This window comes from Deinococcus roseus (genome assembly GCF_014646895.1).
Classification (GTDB): Bacteria; Deinococcota; Deinococci; order Deinococcales; family Deinococcaceae; genus Deinococcus_C; species Deinococcus_C roseus.
This window is the reverse complement of record NZ_BMOD01000011.1, coordinates 1-17,794: the sequence shown is the minus strand read 5'-3', so window position 1 is coordinate 17,794 and position 17,794 is coordinate 1. Positions and strand designations below refer to the sequence as shown.

Here is a 17,794-nt window from a genome sequence, read left to right as displayed (position 1 = left end):
ATGTCTGGTTCTGCCCCCCGACCCCTCAATGAAACCGCAGGGCTGTGGTATCTGGCCCTCAATGTGCTGGTGCCTGGAGTCTGGGCACTGGTTTCCCCTCAGGGGTTCTACCAGAATTTTCCGTTGCCCGGACATGCCTGGGTGGCTGCAGAAGGCCCTTACAATGAGCACCTTTTGCGGGATTTTGGCAGCCTGCAGCTGTCTCTTGCTGCACTGACCCTGCTGTCCCTGTTCTGGCCCAGACAGGTCAACACCCGTGTGGTGGCCATCTGCACGCTGGTGTATGGCCTTCCGCACCTGATTTACCACCTGATGCACCTGCAGGCTTTTTCTGGACCTCTGGACATGGTGGCTGCTGTGCTGCTGCTGGCTTTGCAGGTGATGGTGCCCATCCTGCTGCTGGTGCATGCCCCGCCAGAACCCGGCAGGACCCCCTGAAAAAATCCAGGCGGCCCAGGCCTTCCCGGATGTGTGGAAAGGAAAACCTGGGCCGCTGGCTGCCTGACTGCTCTCTAGAGGAGATTGCGGTTGTGACCTGTGCTGCCTGGCGGATCCACCCGGAAGGCTGAAAAGGGAAAGTATGTTGGGTCCGGGGTACATTCAGGGTACCCACAAAAAGGTCCGGGCTCAAAGAGAAAGCCCGCTTCTGGAACCTTTTCCAGTTGCAGAACTTTTGCTGGAATGGGCAGAAGTTGGGCACTGCTGGTGGACAGGGTTTGTCAGGGCTGACATCCAACCCAGTGCTAAAATCAGGCATGTTTAAAGGTTTCTCTTTGTATTTGAGGGCTTTGATTGCATTCGGAATGGGCTACCTGTATTGCTGGATGGTCTTTACTGAAGATTGGGAGGTGCTCCTGATGTTTGGCCTGGGAGGAGTCCTGATGGTGGCAGGACTGGAAAAAAGGATCTGGGATGTGGTGATTGTGTGTTCCCTGCTTTTGCTTGTGTTTCTGATTGGTGTTGTGCCTTTTGGAATATGGTTTCTGCCACACATTGAATATCCAACCCCCTTGTTTTTTGTGTATGGGATTTTGCCTGTTGTGCTTGTAGGATTGCTGGGTTTGTTGTGGTTGACCCGCAGGGGGTGGCTCCGGATTCTGACCATTCCTCCAAGTGCTTACGGATTTCTGGTGGGTTTCGTGTGTTTCCTGTTCTGGCCTGCAGTTCCAGTGGATTGCAGGCAGGTGGAAAGGGATCCCTGGGGAGACTTCTGGTTCACTTATCCTTCACAAGATGCCTCCTGGGTGCATCATCCTGAAGAGGTGCCCCATCGGGAACAACTGCCAGAGGGAACCATTTATTCGGCTGACCAGTACAGTTTGGGTTGTGGGGATGAACTTCCCGCAGAGAGCAAACTGGGCGATGGTCTTTTGCCCAAACAGCCTTTCACCCTTCCTCACTTTCACCCCCGATTGTTGATGCAAGTGGAGGTGCTGCATGACCATCAATTGAGCACCCATGAAGCTCTGTTTGAACTGGGCACCCACCAGCAATTGACCCGCTGGCAGGAGATTCGCACAGAGACCCTGGCAGAGTGAAACCGGCAAAACCTGGACTCTGGTGAGCCTTTTCATGGAGGGGGCTGCGCCATTTGCTGGATTTGGCCTCTCATACGTCCCTTTGTATAATCCTAGGGATGACTGCCAAGCTGAGCACCAACGAAATCCGCCAGAAATACCTCTCGTTCTTCGAGAGCAAAGGACATTTGCGCCTGCCGTCCCACTCGACGGTGGCCCCCGATCCCACCACCCTTTTCACCGTTGCAGGGATGCAGCCCTTCAAACCCCAGTTTCTGGGAGGTGCCGCCACCTTTCCCGGAGTGGAAGGCGAGCACCGCAGAATCACCACGGCGCAGAAGTGCGTGCGTCTGGGGGACATCGAGAACGTGGGCCGCACCCGCCGTCACCTCAGCCTCTTCGAGATGCTGGGGAACTTCAGCTTCGGGGATTACTTCAAGAAAGAGGCCATCGAATGGGCCTGGGAACTGCTGACCAGCGACGCCTGGTTTGCCCTGGACAAAACCAAGCTGTACGTCACCATCTACAAAGACGACGACGAGGCTTTCGGATACTGGACGGCCCTGGGGGTGGATCCCAGCCACATCATCCGCTTTGATGCCGATGAGAACTTCTGGCCTGCAGATGCACCTGCCAAAGGCCCCAACGGTCCTTGTGGTCCCTGCTCTGAAATTTACTATGACCGGGGCCCTGAGTTCGGAGACGACACCTGGGAAGACTACAGGGAGACCCGTGAAAGTGCCCGTTTCCTGGAAATCTGGAACCTGGTGTTTCCCCAGTTTGACCGCCAGGATGGGGGCGTGCTGGCAGACCTGCCCTTCAAAAACATCGACACCGGGATGGGTCTGGAGCGCATGGCCAGCATCCTGCAGGAGGTGTTTGATTTCTACAGCACCGACACCTTCCGTCCCATCATTGACCGGGTGACCGAACTGTCTGGCAAGGCTTATGAGGGGGAGAAATCTGTTTCTCACCGTGTGATTGCCGAGCACCTGCGCAGTGTGACCATGGTGCTGGCCGATGGCACCCTCCCCAGCAACACCGGACGGGGTTACGTGTTGCGCAAAGTGCTGCGCCGCGCCATCCGCCACGCTTACCTGCTGGGTTTCCGTGAGCCTGTGCTTTACACCCTGGTGCCCCTGGTGGTCCAGGCCATGGGCGACGCCTACCCTGAACTGAAGCAGGAAGAGTCCCGCATCCAGAACGTCATGAAAACCGAAGAGGTGCGCTTCCTGCAGACGGTGGCGGCTGGCATTGAGCGTCTGGATTTGCTGCTGTCTGCCCTGACCCGGGGAGACACCTTAAATGGTCAGGAAGCCTTCACCTTATATGACACCTACGGATTCCCCCTGGACCTGACCATCGAAATTGCCGAAGAAAAAGGCATTGATGTGGACCAGGAAGGCTTCGAGGCTGCATTTAAAGAGCAGCAGGAGCGTGCCCGTGCAGCCAGCAAGATGGGCAAGCAGGAGCTGTTCGGAGCCGTTGCAGAAGTGCTGGACGATGTGGCCCGTGAGCATGGTGCCACCGAGTTTGTGGGCTACGACACCACCGAGGCCCATGCTGGCGTGCTGGCCCTGATTGTGGGTGGTGAAGCTTACAAAATCATCACAGTTGGTCAGAATGCCCAGGTGATCCTGTCCACCACGCCTTTTTATGCCGAAGGGGGCGGCCAGATCGGGGACAGCGGCATGCTGGAATGGGAAGGAGGCTGGGGCATGGTGACCAGCACCCAGAAAACCCCTCAGGGCATTTTCCTGCACACCCTGGAAGTCAAGGAAGGCTCCCTGACCGAAGGAGCCCAGGTGCGTGCTGTGGTGGGTCCCAGGCGCAAAGCCACCGAGCGCCACCACACCGCCACCCACCTGCTGCAGGCTGCCATGCGCACCATTCTGGGCAACACCGTGCGTCAGGCCGGAAGCCTGGTGACCCCCGAGCGCCTGCGTTTTGACTACACCCACAACGAGGCCCTGACCACAGAGCAGGTCCGGGAAATTGAGGTGCTGGTGAACCGCTGGATCCAGTCGGATTTCGCTGTGAACTACGCCTACATGGGCATTGAAGACGCCCGTGCCACCGGAGCCATGGCCCTCTTTGGAGAGAAATATGGCGATGTGGTGCGCGTGGTCAGCGTGGAGGGGGGCGTCATCCGTGATGCCACCAATGAAGTGGTGTCCAGCAAAGAACTGTGCGGGGGCACCCACGTGAACCGCACCGGCGAGATTGGCACCTTCGTGATCGTCTCAGATGAGAACATGGCTGCTGGGGTGCGCCGCATTGAAGCCCTGTGTGGCGAGGTGGCCACCCAGTACATCCGCCAGCAATTTGACCTGCTGGGCCGTGCTGCTGCCCTGCTGAACACCGGAGCCAGTGCGCTTCCAGAGCGGGTGCAGCAGGTGCAGGGTCAGATCAAGGACCTCAACCAGACCATTGAGAACCTCAAAAGGGATCTGGCCCGTGCCCAGGTTTCTGGTGGGGCAGGCCAGAACGTGCAGGAACTGGGCGGTTTCAAGGTCGCCAGCCTGAAAGTGGTGGGTCTGGAATCGGGCGCTCTGCGTGGAGCTGCAGACTCCCTGATGGACGCCTCCCAGGCCGATGTGGTGGTGGTGGCTTCTGATGCCGGTCTGGTGGTCAAGGCCAGCAAGGACGCCGTTGCAAAAGGAGCCAACGCAGGCAAGATCATTGGCGTGCTGGCCCAGGCTGCAGGGGGCCGTGGCGGAGGTCGTCCAGACATGGCCCAGGCTGGAATCAAAGATGCAGATGCTGCGCTGGAAGCACTGCCCCAGGCATTCTGAGTTTTTGCTCTATGGGCGCTTAAAAGTTCCTGGACCACCGCGTTCTACTTCAGCGTGATTTCAGCAAGCAGAAAAGGCACTGGCAATGCGCTGGTGCCTTTTCTGCGCATGGAAAAAGCAAAGATGAAGAGGTCAGAATTGGGGAGAATTGTAAAGGTGCAGCGGGTTTGACAGAACCGTAAGGCAGAAGTACCCCTTTGATTAAGATGTCGTCAGAAAAGGTTTTTTTGCTGTGTGATACAATGTGAATCTCTAGAGGTTCTGGATTGGATTTGCTGGCATGCTTACCTGAAGCCACGCTGAATGTTGCGTTACAAATGAGTTCAGAGTACCTTTAGAACAAGAGCCACGGCAAAGATCCACCACTTGCCAATTGGGCGTGAAAGGGGTGAACGCGAAACTGGAGGGAAGACGGTGCTGTGATATTCTTGTGATTCTCAGGATCATAGAATGAGACCGTGCTCTACAACGCAGACGTTTGATTTTGTTAAGACGCCTGTGATAGTTTTTTAATACACAGTCTCCCAGAGCACAGCACGTAAGATCACGTTTGCTGCGCAAAGTAAGCGGTCTAAGTCCCTCTTGTCGCGAGGAATACTATGGCAGTAACAGGAAGTTTTGCAGACATCCCACTCACCGAAGTGCTGGCCACGATCTCCAGAAGATCCGGCAAGCTCTTCATCGCTGATAACGATTCCAAGCAGAGTTACGAACTGCACTTCATGCAGGGCATGCTTTGCGCCTTTTTCATCGGCAAGGAACCCGTTAAGGACGTGTCACAGATCCGTGACTACCTCAAGGCCCTCTCTCGCCGTGGCAGTTGTACCTTTGAGTTTGCCAAAACAGAACCCACTGAACTGGTGAACAATTTCCTGCTGCCCATCGAGCGTCTGGGTCGTTCCATGGCTTCCGAGGACATCAAAGAACAGGTGGAAAGGGACCGTGAACGCTTCGCCCACCCTGACACCCGTTTCATCCTCCTCAAGCCCACCGAGTTCTGGGCCCATGAAGGCCTGGAGTTGTTCTTCCAGAGCGCCCTGCACCTGCTGTCTCAGCCCAACGGTGTGAGCGCCCGCGAACTGATTCAGAAACTCGACCTTCCCATCTCCATGGAAGTTGCCCAGTTGTACCTGTACCAGCTGCGTTCCCACGGAGCCATTGCCCCTGTGCGTGCCTTCGAGTCCGAAACCCAGTACGTGCAGAGCCAGCAAGTGGTGCAACAGGTTGTTGCTAAAGGTGGCAAAGGTGGTCTGTTCGGAGCCTTCCGCAGCCTCTTCAGCCGTCTGTTCAAGGCGAGGACTTCGTAATGATCAAGCCGCTCAAAATCGTCGTTTCTGGTCCTGTAGGAGCCGGAAAAACCACCTTCATCAAGAGTCTGTCTGAAACCGAAGTGGTGGACACCGACGAGGCAGCCACCGAGGACATCGGTAAAGCCAGAACCACCATTGCGCTGGACTTTGGTACGCTCACCGTGGACGACAGTCCCATCTATCTGTTCGGAACCCCCGGTCAGGACCGCTTTGACTTCATGTGGGAAGTGGTCTGCGAAGGAGCCCTCGGACTGGTGATGCTGGTGTCCGGCACCCGCCCCGGTGACCTGGGACGTGCCCGTGCCATTCTGGAGTTCATCACCTCCCGGATTCCCGTGCCTTTCGTGATCGGTGTGACCCACCAGGACCTTCCCAAGGTGTGGCGTCCCGATGACGTGGCAGACTACTTCCAGCTCCCTTACGACCGTGTGTTTGGGGTGAACGCCACCGATGGCGACACCTGCATGGACGTGATCACTTCCATCATCGCCCTGGCCAACGAAGCCCGCAACGGCAATCCTGTTGTCCTACCCTGACCCAACATCCAAAACGTCCCGGAGGCCCGTTAACGCATGAGCAAGCAGGAACAGCTTCAAGAAGCGATTGATCGTTTACGCACAGCGATTCCCGAATTGCAAGGCGCACTGATAGCCTCCACGGACGGTCTGCCCATCGCGTATTCAATGGGTGGAAACACAGACCCTGTGCGTGTTGCCGCCATGGCAGCCACTGCCCTGGGTCTGGGCAAGCGCATCGGTGAAACCCTCAGCGCCGGTCAACTGGCAGAAACCAGCGTGACCGGCAGCACCGCGCAGATCCTGATTTATGCCGCAGGTGCCAAAGGGGTGCTGGCAGTGGTGGCCCCCACCTGGTCCAGCGTGGGCCTGATCCACCTGGAAGCCCGCGACACCAGTCGAAAAATTGCTGACCTGCTGTAAATTTTGAGTTTACCGCAAAAAAGCAAAAACAGAATTGACCCTCTGGCAGAACATCCAGGGGGTTTTTTGTGGTTTTGATGATGGATGGAAAACCTGCCAGCCTTGACTGCACCCACTCAATCATGCAGAAATACCTGTATGCCTGCCTATGTCATCGTGAATACCCGTGTCAGTGATCCTGTCAAAATCCAGCACTACCGAGACCTCGCCCAGCAGTCCGTGCACAAACATGGAGGCCGCTATGTGGTCCGGGGAGGTCCACTGCTGGTGCTTGAAGGGGAATACCATCCAGAGCGTCTGGTGGTGCTGGAGTTCGATTCCCTGGAGCACATCCGGCAGTGGTATGCCAGCGAGGATTACCTGCAAGCCAAAGCGGCCCGTGAAGGCATTGCCCAGTTCGACATGATTGCTGTGGAGGGGCTGGCGGTTCCCTTGTGAACCGCCTGAACCCCAGCAACCCCCTCAAAAGAATGCTGCTGGTGCTGGACCTCGACGAGACCCTGATGCACGCCTCCCGGTCAAAAGAGGCGGCATCAGATTTCCAGATGTGGGAGTACCGGGTGAAAATCCGGCCCCACCTGCAGGCTTTGCTGGAAACCGCCTTCGAGCATTTTGATGTGGGGGTGTGGACCTCCTCCAGCTCGGATTACGCCTGGATTGCTGTGCAGCACCTGTTTGCAGACCCAACAAAGCTCAAATTCATCTGGGCCAGAGAACGCTGCACCTACGGCTGGGACGAGGAGGTGCAGGAATTTGTGTGGGCCAAACGCCTCTACAAAGTCAAAAGGCTGGGGTACTGTCTGGAGCGCACCCTGGTCATTGATGATTCTCCAGAGAAATTCCGCACGGCTTATGGCAATCTGATCCGGGTGGTGCCTTTTTATGGCGCAGCAGACGATCAGGAACTCATCAGGCTCAGGTGCTATCTTCTGAAGATCAAAGACCACCCCAATGTGCGCAAACTGGAAAAGCGCAACTGGCACCAGCAGGTGTAGCAGCCACAGCAGCAGGCAGAATGTTCAAGGCAGAATGTTCAAGGCAGAATGTTGAAGGCAGAATGTTGAAGGCAGAATGTTGAAGGCAGAATGTTCAGAAACCGTGACAGATTTGTGTCAGTGTGCCCATGACATCATGGAGAGAGCTGCAAGAGGGCTGCAAAGGAGCGCACCATGACCACCCGACCCCTGATCATCCTCGATCTGGACGAAACCCTGATCCATTCGACTGTGAGCATGTCTCGCGTTCCCAAACCCGATTTTCTGATCGACAACCTGCGGGTGAAAGTCCGTCCACACACCTTTGATCTGCTCAAAGTCTGCTTTGACCACTATGACGTGGGGGTCTGGACCTCCTCTGCATGGGATTACGCCGAAGCTATCCTGAAAGCGGTGTTTCCCAAAAAACAGGCAGAACAGATCAAGTTCCTGTGGTCCAGAGAGCACTGCATCAGGGAATTCGATGAGGTGCTCAAAGAGCACCTGTGGGCCAAACACCTTTCTCGCGTTGAAAAGGAAATCGGATATCCCCAGGACAAAGTCTGGCTCATTGATGATTCCCCGGAGAAATTTCGGGGCACCCCTGGTAAGATCATCCGGGTGAAGCCTTTCTTTGGCGATGAAAGCGACATTGAGTTGCTGGAACTGGCCGGATACCTGGGCAGGCTGGGCCAGACCGTGCAACCTGAGCAGAAATACGGGAGACGTTAGGGTCAATACCGGGTTTTCTGCAAACTGCTCTTGATCCCCTTCAGCTTGGCGATGAGCACAAAACTGAGGATCACCAGGAGGGCCCAGCTGCTGATCTTGCTGAAATGCACAGCATGCCAGACGTCTTGCTGGTTGGGGTATTTCCAGGCCCCATAAAACGTGCTGATGTTTTCGGCCAGCCAGATGAACAGGCCAATCAACAAAAAAGACAGGGTCAGGGGCATCTGGTGGGGCCTGTGGTTGATCTGGAAATGCACCCTGGTGTTCCACATCAGGACAATGAGGGCCAGGGCAAGGCCCCAGCGCTGGTCTTCGATGTAGTGGTTGCTGAAAAAATTCAGGTACAGCAGGATGGCAAACAGATTGGCTGTCCAGGAGGGGTATTCGCTGAACTTGAGGTTGAAACGCCGCCAGGCCTGACAGATGTAACTGGCCACACTGGCATACATGAAACCCGAGTAGATGGGGACATCCCAGATCTTGGTGTGGGCAAATTCAGGATAGGACCAGGAGCCGTGGTGCACCTTGAACAGTTCCAGGGACAGCCCAAAGATGTGGAACATGCAGACCACTTTCAATTCATCCACGGTTTCCAGTTTGCTGAGCACCATCACGGCCTGCATGGCAAGGCAGACCAGCAGCATGAAATCATAGCGGGGGATGGGCAATTCCAGGTGTTTGCTGAGGGCCAGACTGAGCATGATGGTGGCCGGAAAAATGCAGCAGAGGGCTTCCAGATACACAAAAGTCAGCAGGTCCTGCAGGGCCGGAAATCGGTTCAATGGTTTTAAAATGACGCGCATGCTTGCCCTTCACTGTAGAACAGGAAACTTTGGGGCAAGCCGCAAAAGCATGGGTCCTGTGTGTAAAACCCTCAAATCACTCAAAACCCCATCAGATCTGACAGGTGTAGGTCAGCCACATGGGTTCGATCTGGTACCCCAGCCTGCGGTTCACTTTCAGCATCGCCAGATTGATGACTGCTCCGCCTGTACCTGCTTTTGCATGGCCCTCAGCCTTTGCCCACTGCAAAGAGCGGGCTTTGACCAGGGTGCACAGACCCCGATGCCTGAATTTACGGGAGGTCAGGGTGATTTCGCTCTGCACATCCTCTCGCCTGAGGTCCAGCAAAGTGAGGGCCACCACCTGATTTCGGTAGGTGACTGTGAACCAGACAAAACCTTTCTGCCAGTACGTTTGCTCAAAGGCTTCACGGGTTTCAATGCTCCAGCGGGTTGCAGGGACCTGGGGCACATCCTGAAAACCCTGCAGATAAAGCTGATAAAGGGTTTCCGAAGGTTCTGGAGTGCCCTGCTGCACCTCGAATCCTTCAATGAACAAACGTTCTTCCAGACCTTCAAAAGGCTGAAAGTCAAAATTCTGCAAATCCAGTGCAGCACCATAACTCTGGAAACTGTTCTGGAAGCCCTGGCTCTCTAAAAATTCTCTGGCTGCTGCATAATCTTCCCGCAGGGTGCTTTCCAGAGCAGTGTATCTGCCTCTGGCTTGCTGGACCACAGCATCATGCAGGGCTTTTCTGGCCTCTGGATGGTCAGGATGGGCATAAAACCGCACATGCAGGGTGGTTGGTAAATCTGCTGGTGCAAAGCTGGCATACCCGATCACCTGCCCATGCTGCTCTGTCACCAGCCTTCCATGTTCCGGGTGGTTCTGGATGTTGTGGGCCAGTTCGGTGGCATCAAAGGTCCACTGGTTCAGGTAATGCTGTTCTTGCAATTGGGTGATGAATTTTGCATCTTGTGGAACTGCTGGTCTGATTTGCATGGGTCCAGTATAGAAGCACCGTGTCCAGTGAAAAAATTTTGAATCATAAGCCGAAAAGCTTGGCCCTGAATTGAACATGCATTTAAAATGCATTTGCTCAGGACAAAAGACCACCCTCGACCCTCTACCCTGAAAGCATGCAAGCCACCGTCATGCCCAGCAGAAACCTGATCAAAAGCGTTGCCCTTCCCACCGAGCACGGAGGGTGGGGATTCACCCTGGAACCCGTGCTGCTGGGATTGCTGGTGGCTCCGAATGCTGCTGGATGGGGACTGGGACTGCTGGCCCTGATGGGATTCCTGGGGCGTCATCCCATCAAGCTGTGCCTGGCAGATGTGCGCCGCAAAAAAATGTACCCCAGAACGCGACTGGCCCTGGGTTTTGCTGCCCTGTACGTCACGCTGGGAATTCTGGGATTGTGGCTGGCCCTCTCCCAGGCACAGCAGAACTTCTGGCTGCCTTTGCTGTGTGTCACCCCACTGATGGGGGTGCAGTTGTGGTTCGATGCCCAGAACAAAAGCCGCAACCTGCTTCCAGAACTCTGCGGATCCATCGCCATGGGGGCCGTTGCAACTGCAATTGCTCTGGCAGGTGGGGTGAATTCTGAAGTGGCTTGCGCCCTCTGGATCATCCTGGGGGTGCGCTCTGTCACCTCCATCTGGTTTGCCCGCACCCAGGTCATGCGCGCCAGAGGCAAAACGGTGGACCTGAAGCCCAGTTTGCTGGTGGGCATTCTGGGCTGGTTTGCCCTGGCCTGGACGGGCATCCAGCAAATCACCCCCATGTTTGCTGTGGTGGCCATGACCGCCTTGCTGGGATATCAGGTTTATGCGTTCAGGCAACCCCCCATGGCTGCAAAAGTGGTGGGCTGGGGCCAGATGGCTTTCGGGTTGCTTTTTGTGGTCTGTGCGGTGGTGGGAGTCAGGACAGGGGTTTAAAAATGCCGAGGGCGCAGGGCCAAGGGCCGAGGGCGGTCATAAAGCTTCAGCTTTTGCCAGATGCAAACGGAGTCAGCATAAGTCTGGGAAAACCTGAGGCAATAAAAGATGCAGCGCTTTCTTGACCCTCTGGGTTCAAGAATCTACCTTGCTCTCGACTCTCGGCTCTCGGCCCTGCGCCCTCGGCAATTTCCCCCCTGCCCCCCAAACCCTTAAAATGTCCCTGTGACCACTCATCAAGCACCTTTTACTGCCCTCGCCAGCGTTTATGACGCCATCATGGGGGAGATTGAATACGACGGATGGGCAGAGTTTGTCCTGACCTTTCTGCGCTCAGAAGGATTCACGCCTGCCAACGTGCTGGATCTGGCTTGCGGAACCGGCAACAGCACCCGTCCTTTTGTGGAGGCAGGGCTGCAGGTGACGGGTCTGGACCTTTCCAGAGACATGCTTTTGGTGGCCCAGAAGAAGCTTCCAGAGGTGAATTTCGTGCAGGGCAGCCTGACCGATTTTCGGCTTTCGGAGCGTTTTGATTTGATCAGCTGCATGTTTGATTCCATCAACAACCTGCTGACCCATGAAGACATGCTGGCCTGTCTGGGACATGTGAAAGACCACCTGACCGAAGGAGGATGGTTTGTGGCCGATGTGAACACCCGTTCTGGCCTGCGGGACCTCTGGGAAGGCGGGGTGATCGAGGGGGTGGTGCCTGCTGAAGATGGTCAGGACGTGCATTACCACTGGTCCCACCATTACGACGAGGACCGCGAACTGGGCATGATTCAGGCGTTTTTCCGCATGGAGGACGGCTCTGAGTTCATCGAGCAGCACACCGAACGGGGGTATGATCCGCAGGAACTGGGGGACCTGCTCCAGAAAGCGGGATTCCACGACATCACCATCTGTGAATACCCCGATTATGCTGAGCCAGACGAGGACACGCCCAGGGTGTGGATTTTTGCGAAGGTGAAAGGGGCGAAACGTGGCTAAGATTGCCGTGCTGGGGGCCGGAGGCTGGGGAACAGCGCTGGCTTCCATGCTGCACCAGCATGCCCGGAGTGTGGCTTTGTGGGCCAGAAGACCGGAATTCACCCAGGAGCTGCTGGAGCGCCGTGAAAACCGGGATTACCTGCCTGGGGTGCCGCTGCCAGACGATTTGCCCATCACTTCAGACCTGCAGCAGGCCCTGGACCATGTGAGCCTGGCCCTGATTGTGGTGCCCAGTGTGGGGGTGCAGGAGCTTCTGGAGCAACTTCCCAGAGCAACCCCCATTGTGCTGTGTGCCAAGGGTCTGGGTGCAGGAGGAGAGCGCCTGAGCCTGATGGCCCGCAACATGGGTTTTCAGATGGTGGGGGTGCTGTCTGGTCCCAACCATGCGGAAGAAGTGAGCAGAGGGCTGCCTGCCGCCACCGTGGTGGCCAGTGAAGATGAAGATTTTGCCTTGCTCGCCCAGAGTTTCCTGATGACCCCCAGTTTTCGGGTCTACACCTCCACAGACCTGGTGGGTGTGGAACTGGGTGGGGTTCTGAAAAACGTCATTGCAGTGGCAGCAGGGATGGTGGACGGTCTGAAGCTGGGAGACAACGCCAAATCTGCCCTGATGACCCGTGCCCTGCGCGAAATGCAGCGCTACCTGCAGGCCCAGGGTGCCGAGGAAGACACGGTGTTCGGACTGTCCGGTCTGGGCGATTTGATTGCCACCTGCACCAGCCAGCATTCCAGAAACCGGGCTGCTGGTGAAAAACTGGCATTGGGTCAGGATCCCAGACAGGGTGGGAAGGCCATTGAAGGCATCCGCAGCACTTACCTTTTGCACGAGTGGGCCCAGACGCATCAGGCCGATTTGCCCATCGTGGAGGTGGTGTACAGCATCCTGGAGAACCGGATCACCTTCATGCAGGGGGTCAGCATCCTGATGGGGCGCAAAGCCCGTTCTGAGTGAACCCAGCACTGTGAATCCAGCATCCCACAACAAAAAATGATCCCGGGTGTGCGGCCCGGGATCCACCAGAGGAAGAAGTGTGCACGTAGTGTAAGGTCTGTTTTTCATGCCGTTGGGGTGAAATCCCACATTGCACAACCCCCCTTTTTTTGATGAAAGAAAACACAAGAAACGAAAGAAAAACAAACCCTCCATGAGCTTCAACTGAAATCAGGCCGGGACCTGTGCTGCTTTGAGTTGCTTTCCAGCAAACACTGCCCACAGCAGGCTCATGCAAACCACCACCACCGAGGCCACCATGAAAGGAATGCTGACCGGAATCTGGTCTGCCACCCCAGAAACCGCCAGCACCATCAGGGGCATGCCGCACTGCGCCACCATGCCCAGCACCCCAAAAACCCGTCCCCGGTACTGCTGGTCCACACTGTGCTGCAAGAGCACAGAGACAAAAGTGTTGGTCAGGGCCACGGTGATGCCCATCAGGGCTGCACTGGTGAACATGATCCACAGGTGCTGCTGGGGCATCATGCCCAGCAGGGTGAACCCCATCCCGAAAAGGCCCAGAAAGACCATGCGCCGGGGCTGCCATTTGTTGCCAAAAATCGAGACCATTACGCTGCCCAGCACCATTCCTGCAGAGAAAGCGCCCATCCAGAACCCATAGCCTCTGGCACCCAGGCCCATTTCCTGCATGATTCTGGGGGTGAGCACCTCGGTGGGGGCAAGGGCACCATTGATCAGGAAGGCCATGCCCATCACCATGGGCAGGATGCTGCTTTTCTGGATCACCTGAAACCCGGCTTTCATGCCTTTCCAGAAGGGTTCAGGCTGGGCAGGATGCAGTCTGGGAATGTCCACAAAAACCAGTACCACCGCCATGATGAAGAAAGTGATGGCATCGATCAGCAAAGCCTGTGCCGTTCCGAGGGTGCTGATCAGGGCTCCTCCTCCCACCAGACCCAGCAGTTGCATGCTCTGGGTGGCGGTGCCCAGCAGTCCATTGGCACGGGGAAGCTCTGCTCTGGGGACCAGTTCAGGAAAGATTTTTCCCGCAGCAGGACGGTACATCACCCCGATGGTGCTGAAAAGCACCGTGATCAGGTAGATCAGGGGCACGGTCAGCAAATGCTGAGAGGCCAGATAAACCACACCCAGTGCAATGAGGCCACGCAGCACATCACCCACAATCAGGGGAGGTTTGAGGGGGATGCGGTCCATCAGGTTTCCGGCCAGTGGGCTGAGCAGCCCCGGAAACATCGAGAGGGCCAGGTTGATGCCCATGCTGGTGGCAGACCCGGTGAGGTCCAGAATCAGGAAACTCAGGGCGATGCCGTTTAAAGCGTCTCCAAAGTTGGACTGTGCGGTTCCCAGCCAGTAGAGGGTAAAATTTTTGTTCCACAGCTTTGTTGCAGGCATGTTCTGATGGTCCTGCAAAGCTACTCCAGAACAAATACTGATTTTCAAGTAGAGATTTGCGAGGATAAAGCATGACTGTGGCTGCCCCTGTTTTGCTGCTCGAACCGCTCAACCGTCAGATTGTCGAACTGTGCATTCCCCAGGAACGCACCCTCAGTGACCTGACAGAACACCTGCGGGCCGAGATGAATGGGATTTACTACCGGGTGCAGCGCCTGCTGAAAGCGGGGGTTCTGGAAATCAGCCGCACCGAAAAACGGGCAGGCAGGCCCATCAAGCACTACCAGGCCACCCACGAGGCTTTCTTTGTGCCGTTCAGAAACACCCCCTACCAGGACATGGCGGAGTACTGTTTTGGCCTGACCTCTCCCTCCCTGCAGGGGTTCTGGGGATCGGCTTTTCAAAAAGCCCAGGACCTCCCCGGAGAATGGGGCCTGTCCATTGCCTACAGCGAGGCCAGAAGCAGTTTCATTCTGCAAATCCAGCGGGACAGCGACCACCAGCAGGAACACAACCCCATGGAGCAGTGGGCCACCGAAAACCGCATTCTGGCCACCTTTGACCAGCTCAGGCTTTCCCAGGAGCAGGCCGAAGCCATGTACCAGGAACTGTTGCAGGTGTACCGCAAATACACCCACCTGCAAAGCGAAAAAGCCCCTTTCCACTGGGTGGGTCTGTTCTTTGCAGAGAAAGGCCAGCCCTGAAATGGCCACACTTGAGGTGCCCGAAAAACTCAACTGCAATGTGCTGCTCACCCAGACCAACCAGCGCATTCTGGAAGCCTGCATGCTGCGCGAACACACCCTTAAGGAACTGGTGGAAGAACTGCATCTGGAGATGAGTGAAGTGCATTACCGGGTGCAGCAACTGATCCGGGCAGGGATTCTCAAAGTGGCACGGGAAGAAAAACGGGCAGGCAGGCCCATCAAATACTACGCCCCCACCCAGCAGAACTTCTTTCTGCCGTTCAAGGACACGGTTTACAACACCGTGTCGGATTTTGTTTCCCAGCAGATGGAGCCCATCATGCGCCGCTTCATCGACCTGATTTTCCGCAATGTGCCCCAGGTGGGAGAATGGGGACTGTCTTTTGGGCTTCAGGAAAAGGACGGCAAATTCACCACGATTTTTCGTCAGGAAGGCAAACACCCGGAAGGATTAAAGGGTGAGGAAATGCAGCTCAGGTACCGGGTGCTGGCCATGTGGCAGAACCTGAGCCTGCTCCCGGAAGATGCCCGCAGCATGCAACGGGAACTGATGGACCTCTACGAAAAATACCGCCAGAAACAGAATTCTGACGGCGAGAAGCACATGCTGGGATTGTTTTTCACCCCTGGGGATTTTCAGGACGATTGAGAAGAACCAGCAAGCTCAATCCAGCAGGATGCGGTCCAGGGCTTCCACAAAGTCTTCGGGTGCATCCAGCCAGGGATAGTGCCCAGCGTCCAGAACAGTGATTTCTGCTCCGGCCAGGTCTTCAAGCCACTGCACCTGATCGGGGTAACTGGTGCGGTCATGCTGTCCCACCAGCGCGAAAATCGGGCATTCCTGCTCCACCAGGAAACCTGGATACTCAAATTCCCACAATCCGGCGCGCACAAAAGCTTCCTGCACCTCGCCGCTGCCCAGCAACTGGGCTTCCACATCGCTGAACTCCAGACGCATGCGGCTCTGCACGTCTTTGAACTGCATGTGGTTCAATAGATCGCGGGCATTGAGCAGATTGAAAGCCTGTTCCACACGTGCAGCGCCCACCAGAGGGTACTCCTCTTCCTTGAGGTTCTTGAGGATTTCTGCTCTGGGGTCCTCGAAGGGTTTTCCGGTGTACTCAGAGGCGCTTTTCAGCAGTTCCAGGGCCAGTTCTGGCATGTGGATCCAGGGGGACACCACAATGATTTTCTCCACGTGCTGCGGATACCTGCGCCCATACTCCAGGGCAATCATGGCCCCGAAACCGTGCCCCAGGGGGCTGAAGGTTTCCAGGCCCAGAAAGCTGCGCACGGCCTCCAGGTCCTCCACCAGATCATCGATCAGGAGGGTGTCCTGTTTCAGTTCTTCACTGCGCCCACTGCCCCGCTGGTCCAGATAGACCATCTGGTAGCGGGACAGGTCCTCGCCAATCAAATCCCGGAAGGAGAAACTGTTGTACCCCGGTCCGCCATGCAGGTAAATCACGGCAGAATTGCCAGGGTTTCCCACCTGCTCAAAGTACAAATCCACGCCGTTCAGGTGCTCGAAATAACTTTCATCCAGCCAGTCGCTCATACGGGGTCAAGTCTATCATTGTGGGTTCTGGCTGCACAGTTCACAGTTCACAGTGGGGGTGGAAAGCTGAGTGCCGAGGGCGAAAAGCAGAGGTGGTTTTTATCTTTTGTAAGAGGGGATGTTGTTCTTCTCAAAGATCTCCTGAAAACAGTAAAATCCTCATTTAAAACTTGAAACACTGAAACCATATGTCAAGAGCCCTGCGCTGGATTGTGCCACTGGTTGTTCTGCTGGTCATTGGTTTTCTGCTTTATCCTCACCTGAAAAATGCAGCCCGCTATTATGAATTGATCCGTGAACCGATGCCAGCACACCTGCCTGTGCCCGTCAAAGGGGTGCTTCCCAGAAGCCTGGTGGACACCTGGGGAGGGGCCAGAAGCGAGGGCCGCAAGCACGAGGGCATCGACATTTTTGCGAAAAAAGGCACACCCATTCTGAGCAGCACCCATGGCATAGTGACACGCAAGGGATGGAACCGTCTGGGAGGGGAGACCGTAACGGTGCTCGGTCCCGGAGGGAATTACCATTATTATGCCCACCTCTCCAGATATGCTGACCTGAAGGTGGGCCAGTGGGTTGAAAAGGGCACCGTGCTGGGTGAGGTGGGGAACACTGGAAATGCCCGCACCACCCCTCCACACTTGCATTACGGCATTTATGACTTCAAATGGAAGGCCATGAATCCTTACCCCTTCCTGAAGTGACCTTCTGAAGGGATCAGAGCGTGAACACCCAGCCCACAAAAAGCAGAAAGAGCCCGAGCACAAAGTAAAAAATCCGGGCTCCTTTTCTGCCCATCAGATCTGCAATCAGGCTGGAGAGGTCGTCTTCATAAAACCAATTCCAGTTGAACACACTTCCAGCCAGGGCATAAAGACCGCCCCCAAACAGAAAGATCAGGGGCAGCCAGTGTTCCATGTGTTATCTGATGATCAGCCAGAACACCCCGATGACCAGCAGCACCACACCAATCAGGGCATAAAAAATCCTTGCTCCTGTCCGACCAACCAGGGCCACAAAAGGCCGTGCACGCCAGTTGTTGAAAAACCAATCCCAGTTGTAATAACTTGCTGCCAGGGTAAAGAGACCACCCAGAATACCTAAGTACAGGACAAAATTTTGATGGCAGGGGCGTAAAAGCGCCGCTGGGTGAGCACTCTGACCAGGTGCCCCAGGCCTAAC

21 protein-coding genes are annotated in these 17,794 nt (G+C 55.9%); 15 read left to right on the top strand and 6 right to left on the bottom strand.

Annotated elements, in window-relative coordinates:
* The 9 genes from IEY52_RS14510 to IEY52_RS14470 all read left to right on the top strand — a co-directional run bounded on the left by IEY52_RS14510 (position 1) and on the right by IEY52_RS14470 (position 8,266).
* The gene (locus IEY52_RS14510; RefSeq protein WP_189003509.1) at positions 1 to 438 is read left to right on the top strand and encodes a hypothetical protein; all 438 of its coding nucleotides are present in this window, start codon (positions 1 to 3) and stop codon (positions 436 to 438) included.
* Between the two features lie 317 nt (positions 439 to 755).
* Positions 756 to 1,538, top strand: a complete 783-nt coding sequence (locus IEY52_RS14505; RefSeq protein ID WP_189003507.1) for a hypothetical protein — start codon at positions 756 to 758, stop codon at positions 1,536 to 1,538.
* 98 nt (positions 1,539 to 1,636) lie between these two features.
* Positions 1,637 to 4,312, top strand: a complete 2,676-nt coding sequence (gene alaS, locus IEY52_RS14500; RefSeq protein ID WP_189003505.1) for an alanine--tRNA ligase — start codon at positions 1,637 to 1,639, stop codon at positions 4,310 to 4,312.
* A gap of 599 nt (positions 4,313 to 4,911) precedes the next feature.
* Positions 4,912 to 5,619, top strand: coding sequence for a DUF4388 domain-containing protein (locus IEY52_RS14495; RefSeq protein WP_189003503.1), 708 nt, complete (start codon positions 4,912 to 4,914; stop codon positions 5,617 to 5,619).
* A complete protein-coding gene (locus tag IEY52_RS14490) occupies positions 5,619 to 6,158 on the top strand; it encodes a GTP-binding protein (protein WP_189003501.1) in 540 nt (179 codons plus the stop codon). The genes IEY52_RS14495 and IEY52_RS14490 overlap by 1 nt, the downstream gene beginning before the upstream one ends.
* 36 nt (positions 6,159 to 6,194) lie before the next feature.
* Entirely contained in the window at positions 6,195 to 6,560 is a 366-nt protein-coding gene (locus IEY52_RS14485; protein ID WP_189003499.1) for a roadblock/LC7 domain-containing protein, read from the top strand.
* Positions 6,561 to 6,698: 138 nt separating this feature from the next.
* Positions 6,699 to 6,998 carry a DUF1330 domain-containing protein gene (locus IEY52_RS14480; protein ID WP_189003496.1) on the top strand — a complete coding sequence of 100 codons (300 nt, stop codon included), beginning with the start codon at positions 6,699 to 6,701 and terminating at the stop codon, positions 6,996 to 6,998.
* Complete coding sequence (locus tag IEY52_RS14475; RefSeq protein WP_189003494.1) at positions 6,995 to 7,555, top strand: HAD family hydrolase; 561 nt, start codon at positions 6,995 to 6,997, stop codon at positions 7,553 to 7,555. The genes IEY52_RS14480 and IEY52_RS14475 overlap by 4 nt, the downstream gene beginning before the upstream one ends.
* A 174-nt stretch (positions 7,556 to 7,729) precedes the next feature.
* Positions 7,730 to 8,266, top strand: a complete 537-nt coding sequence (locus IEY52_RS14470) for an HAD family hydrolase (protein ID WP_189003492.1) — start codon at positions 7,730 to 7,732, stop codon at positions 8,264 to 8,266.
* Between the two features lie 2 nt (positions 8,267 to 8,268).
* Here the strand turns inward: IEY52_RS14470 and IEY52_RS14465 are convergent, their stop codons facing one another.
* Together IEY52_RS14465 and IEY52_RS14460 are read right to left on the bottom strand one after the other, a co-directional pair.
* The gene (locus IEY52_RS14465) at positions 8,269 to 9,069 is read right to left on the bottom strand and encodes a DUF817 domain-containing protein (protein WP_189003489.1); all 801 of its coding nucleotides are present in this window, start codon (positions 9,067 to 9,069) and stop codon (positions 8,269 to 8,271) included.
* 91 nt (positions 9,070 to 9,160) lie between these two features.
* On the bottom strand, positions 9,161 to 10,051 hold the full coding sequence (locus tag IEY52_RS14460; RefSeq protein WP_189003488.1) for a GNAT family N-acetyltransferase: 891 nt from the start codon (positions 10,049 to 10,051) through the stop codon (positions 9,161 to 9,163).
* Between the two features lie 137 nt (positions 10,052 to 10,188).
* On the opposite strand from IEY52_RS14460, the gene IEY52_RS14455 reads away from it, so the two are divergent.
* The 3 genes from IEY52_RS14455 (at position 10,189) to IEY52_RS14445 (ending at position 12,931) form a co-directional block, all read left to right on the top strand.
* Complete coding sequence (locus tag IEY52_RS14455) at positions 10,189 to 10,989, top strand: YwiC-like family protein (RefSeq protein ID WP_189003487.1); 801 nt, start codon at positions 10,189 to 10,191, stop codon at positions 10,987 to 10,989.
* Positions 10,990 to 11,214: 225 nt separating this feature from the next.
* Positions 11,215 to 11,979 (top strand): class I SAM-dependent DNA methyltransferase, encoded by a 765-nt coding sequence (locus IEY52_RS14450; protein ID WP_229684806.1) that lies wholly within the window; start codon positions 11,215 to 11,217, stop codon positions 11,977 to 11,979.
* Positions 11,972 to 12,931: an NAD(P)H-dependent glycerol-3-phosphate dehydrogenase gene (locus tag IEY52_RS14445; RefSeq protein ID WP_189003486.1), complete on the top strand. Its 960-nt coding sequence runs from the start codon at positions 11,972 to 11,974 to the stop codon at positions 12,929 to 12,931. The genes IEY52_RS14450 and IEY52_RS14445 overlap by 8 nt, the downstream gene beginning before the upstream one ends.
* A gap of 210 nt (positions 12,932 to 13,141) precedes the next feature.
* Here the strand turns inward: IEY52_RS14445 and IEY52_RS14440 are convergent, their stop codons facing one another.
* The gene (locus IEY52_RS14440; RefSeq protein WP_189003485.1) at positions 13,142 to 14,347 is read right to left on the bottom strand and encodes an MFS transporter; all 1,206 of its coding nucleotides are present in this window, start codon (positions 14,345 to 14,347) and stop codon (positions 13,142 to 13,144) included.
* A 71-nt stretch (positions 14,348 to 14,418) separates the two neighbouring features.
* Here IEY52_RS14440 and IEY52_RS14435 point away from each other — a divergent pair, with 71 nt between their 5' ends.
* Both IEY52_RS14435 and IEY52_RS14430 read left to right on the top strand, forming a co-directional pair.
* Positions 14,419 to 15,051, top strand: coding sequence for a winged helix-turn-helix domain-containing protein (locus IEY52_RS14435; protein ID WP_189003484.1), 633 nt, complete (start codon positions 14,419 to 14,421; stop codon positions 15,049 to 15,051).
* Position 15,052: 1 nt separating this feature from the next.
* Complete coding sequence (locus IEY52_RS14430; protein WP_189003482.1) at positions 15,053 to 15,703, top strand: ArsR/SmtB family transcription factor; 651 nt, start codon at positions 15,053 to 15,055, stop codon at positions 15,701 to 15,703.
* Between the two features lie 15 nt (positions 15,704 to 15,718).
* Here the strand turns inward: IEY52_RS14430 and IEY52_RS14425 are convergent, their stop codons facing one another.
* Positions 15,719 to 16,612 (bottom strand): alpha/beta fold hydrolase, encoded by an 894-nt coding sequence (locus IEY52_RS14425; RefSeq protein WP_189003480.1) that lies wholly within the window; start codon positions 16,610 to 16,612, stop codon positions 15,719 to 15,721.
* A gap of 188 nt (positions 16,613 to 16,800) precedes the next feature.
* Here IEY52_RS14425 and IEY52_RS14420 point away from each other — a divergent pair, with 188 nt between their 5' ends.
* Positions 16,801 to 17,316: a M23 family metallopeptidase gene (locus IEY52_RS14420; protein WP_189003478.1), complete on the top strand. Its 516-nt coding sequence runs from the start codon at positions 16,801 to 16,803 to the stop codon at positions 17,314 to 17,316.
* A gap of 13 nt (positions 17,317 to 17,329) precedes the next feature.
* Here the strand turns inward: IEY52_RS14420 and IEY52_RS14415 are convergent, their stop codons facing one another.
* Both IEY52_RS14415 and IEY52_RS14410 read right to left on the bottom strand, forming a co-directional pair.
* Positions 17,330 to 17,530, bottom strand: a complete 201-nt coding sequence (locus IEY52_RS14415) for an immunity 17 family protein (RefSeq protein ID WP_189003476.1) — start codon at positions 17,528 to 17,530, stop codon at positions 17,330 to 17,332.
* Positions 17,531 to 17,533: 3 nt separating this feature from the next.
* A partial coding sequence (locus IEY52_RS14410) for an immunity 17 family protein (RefSeq protein ID WP_229684805.1) occupies positions 17,534 to 17,794 on the bottom strand: 261 nt, incomplete at its 5' end.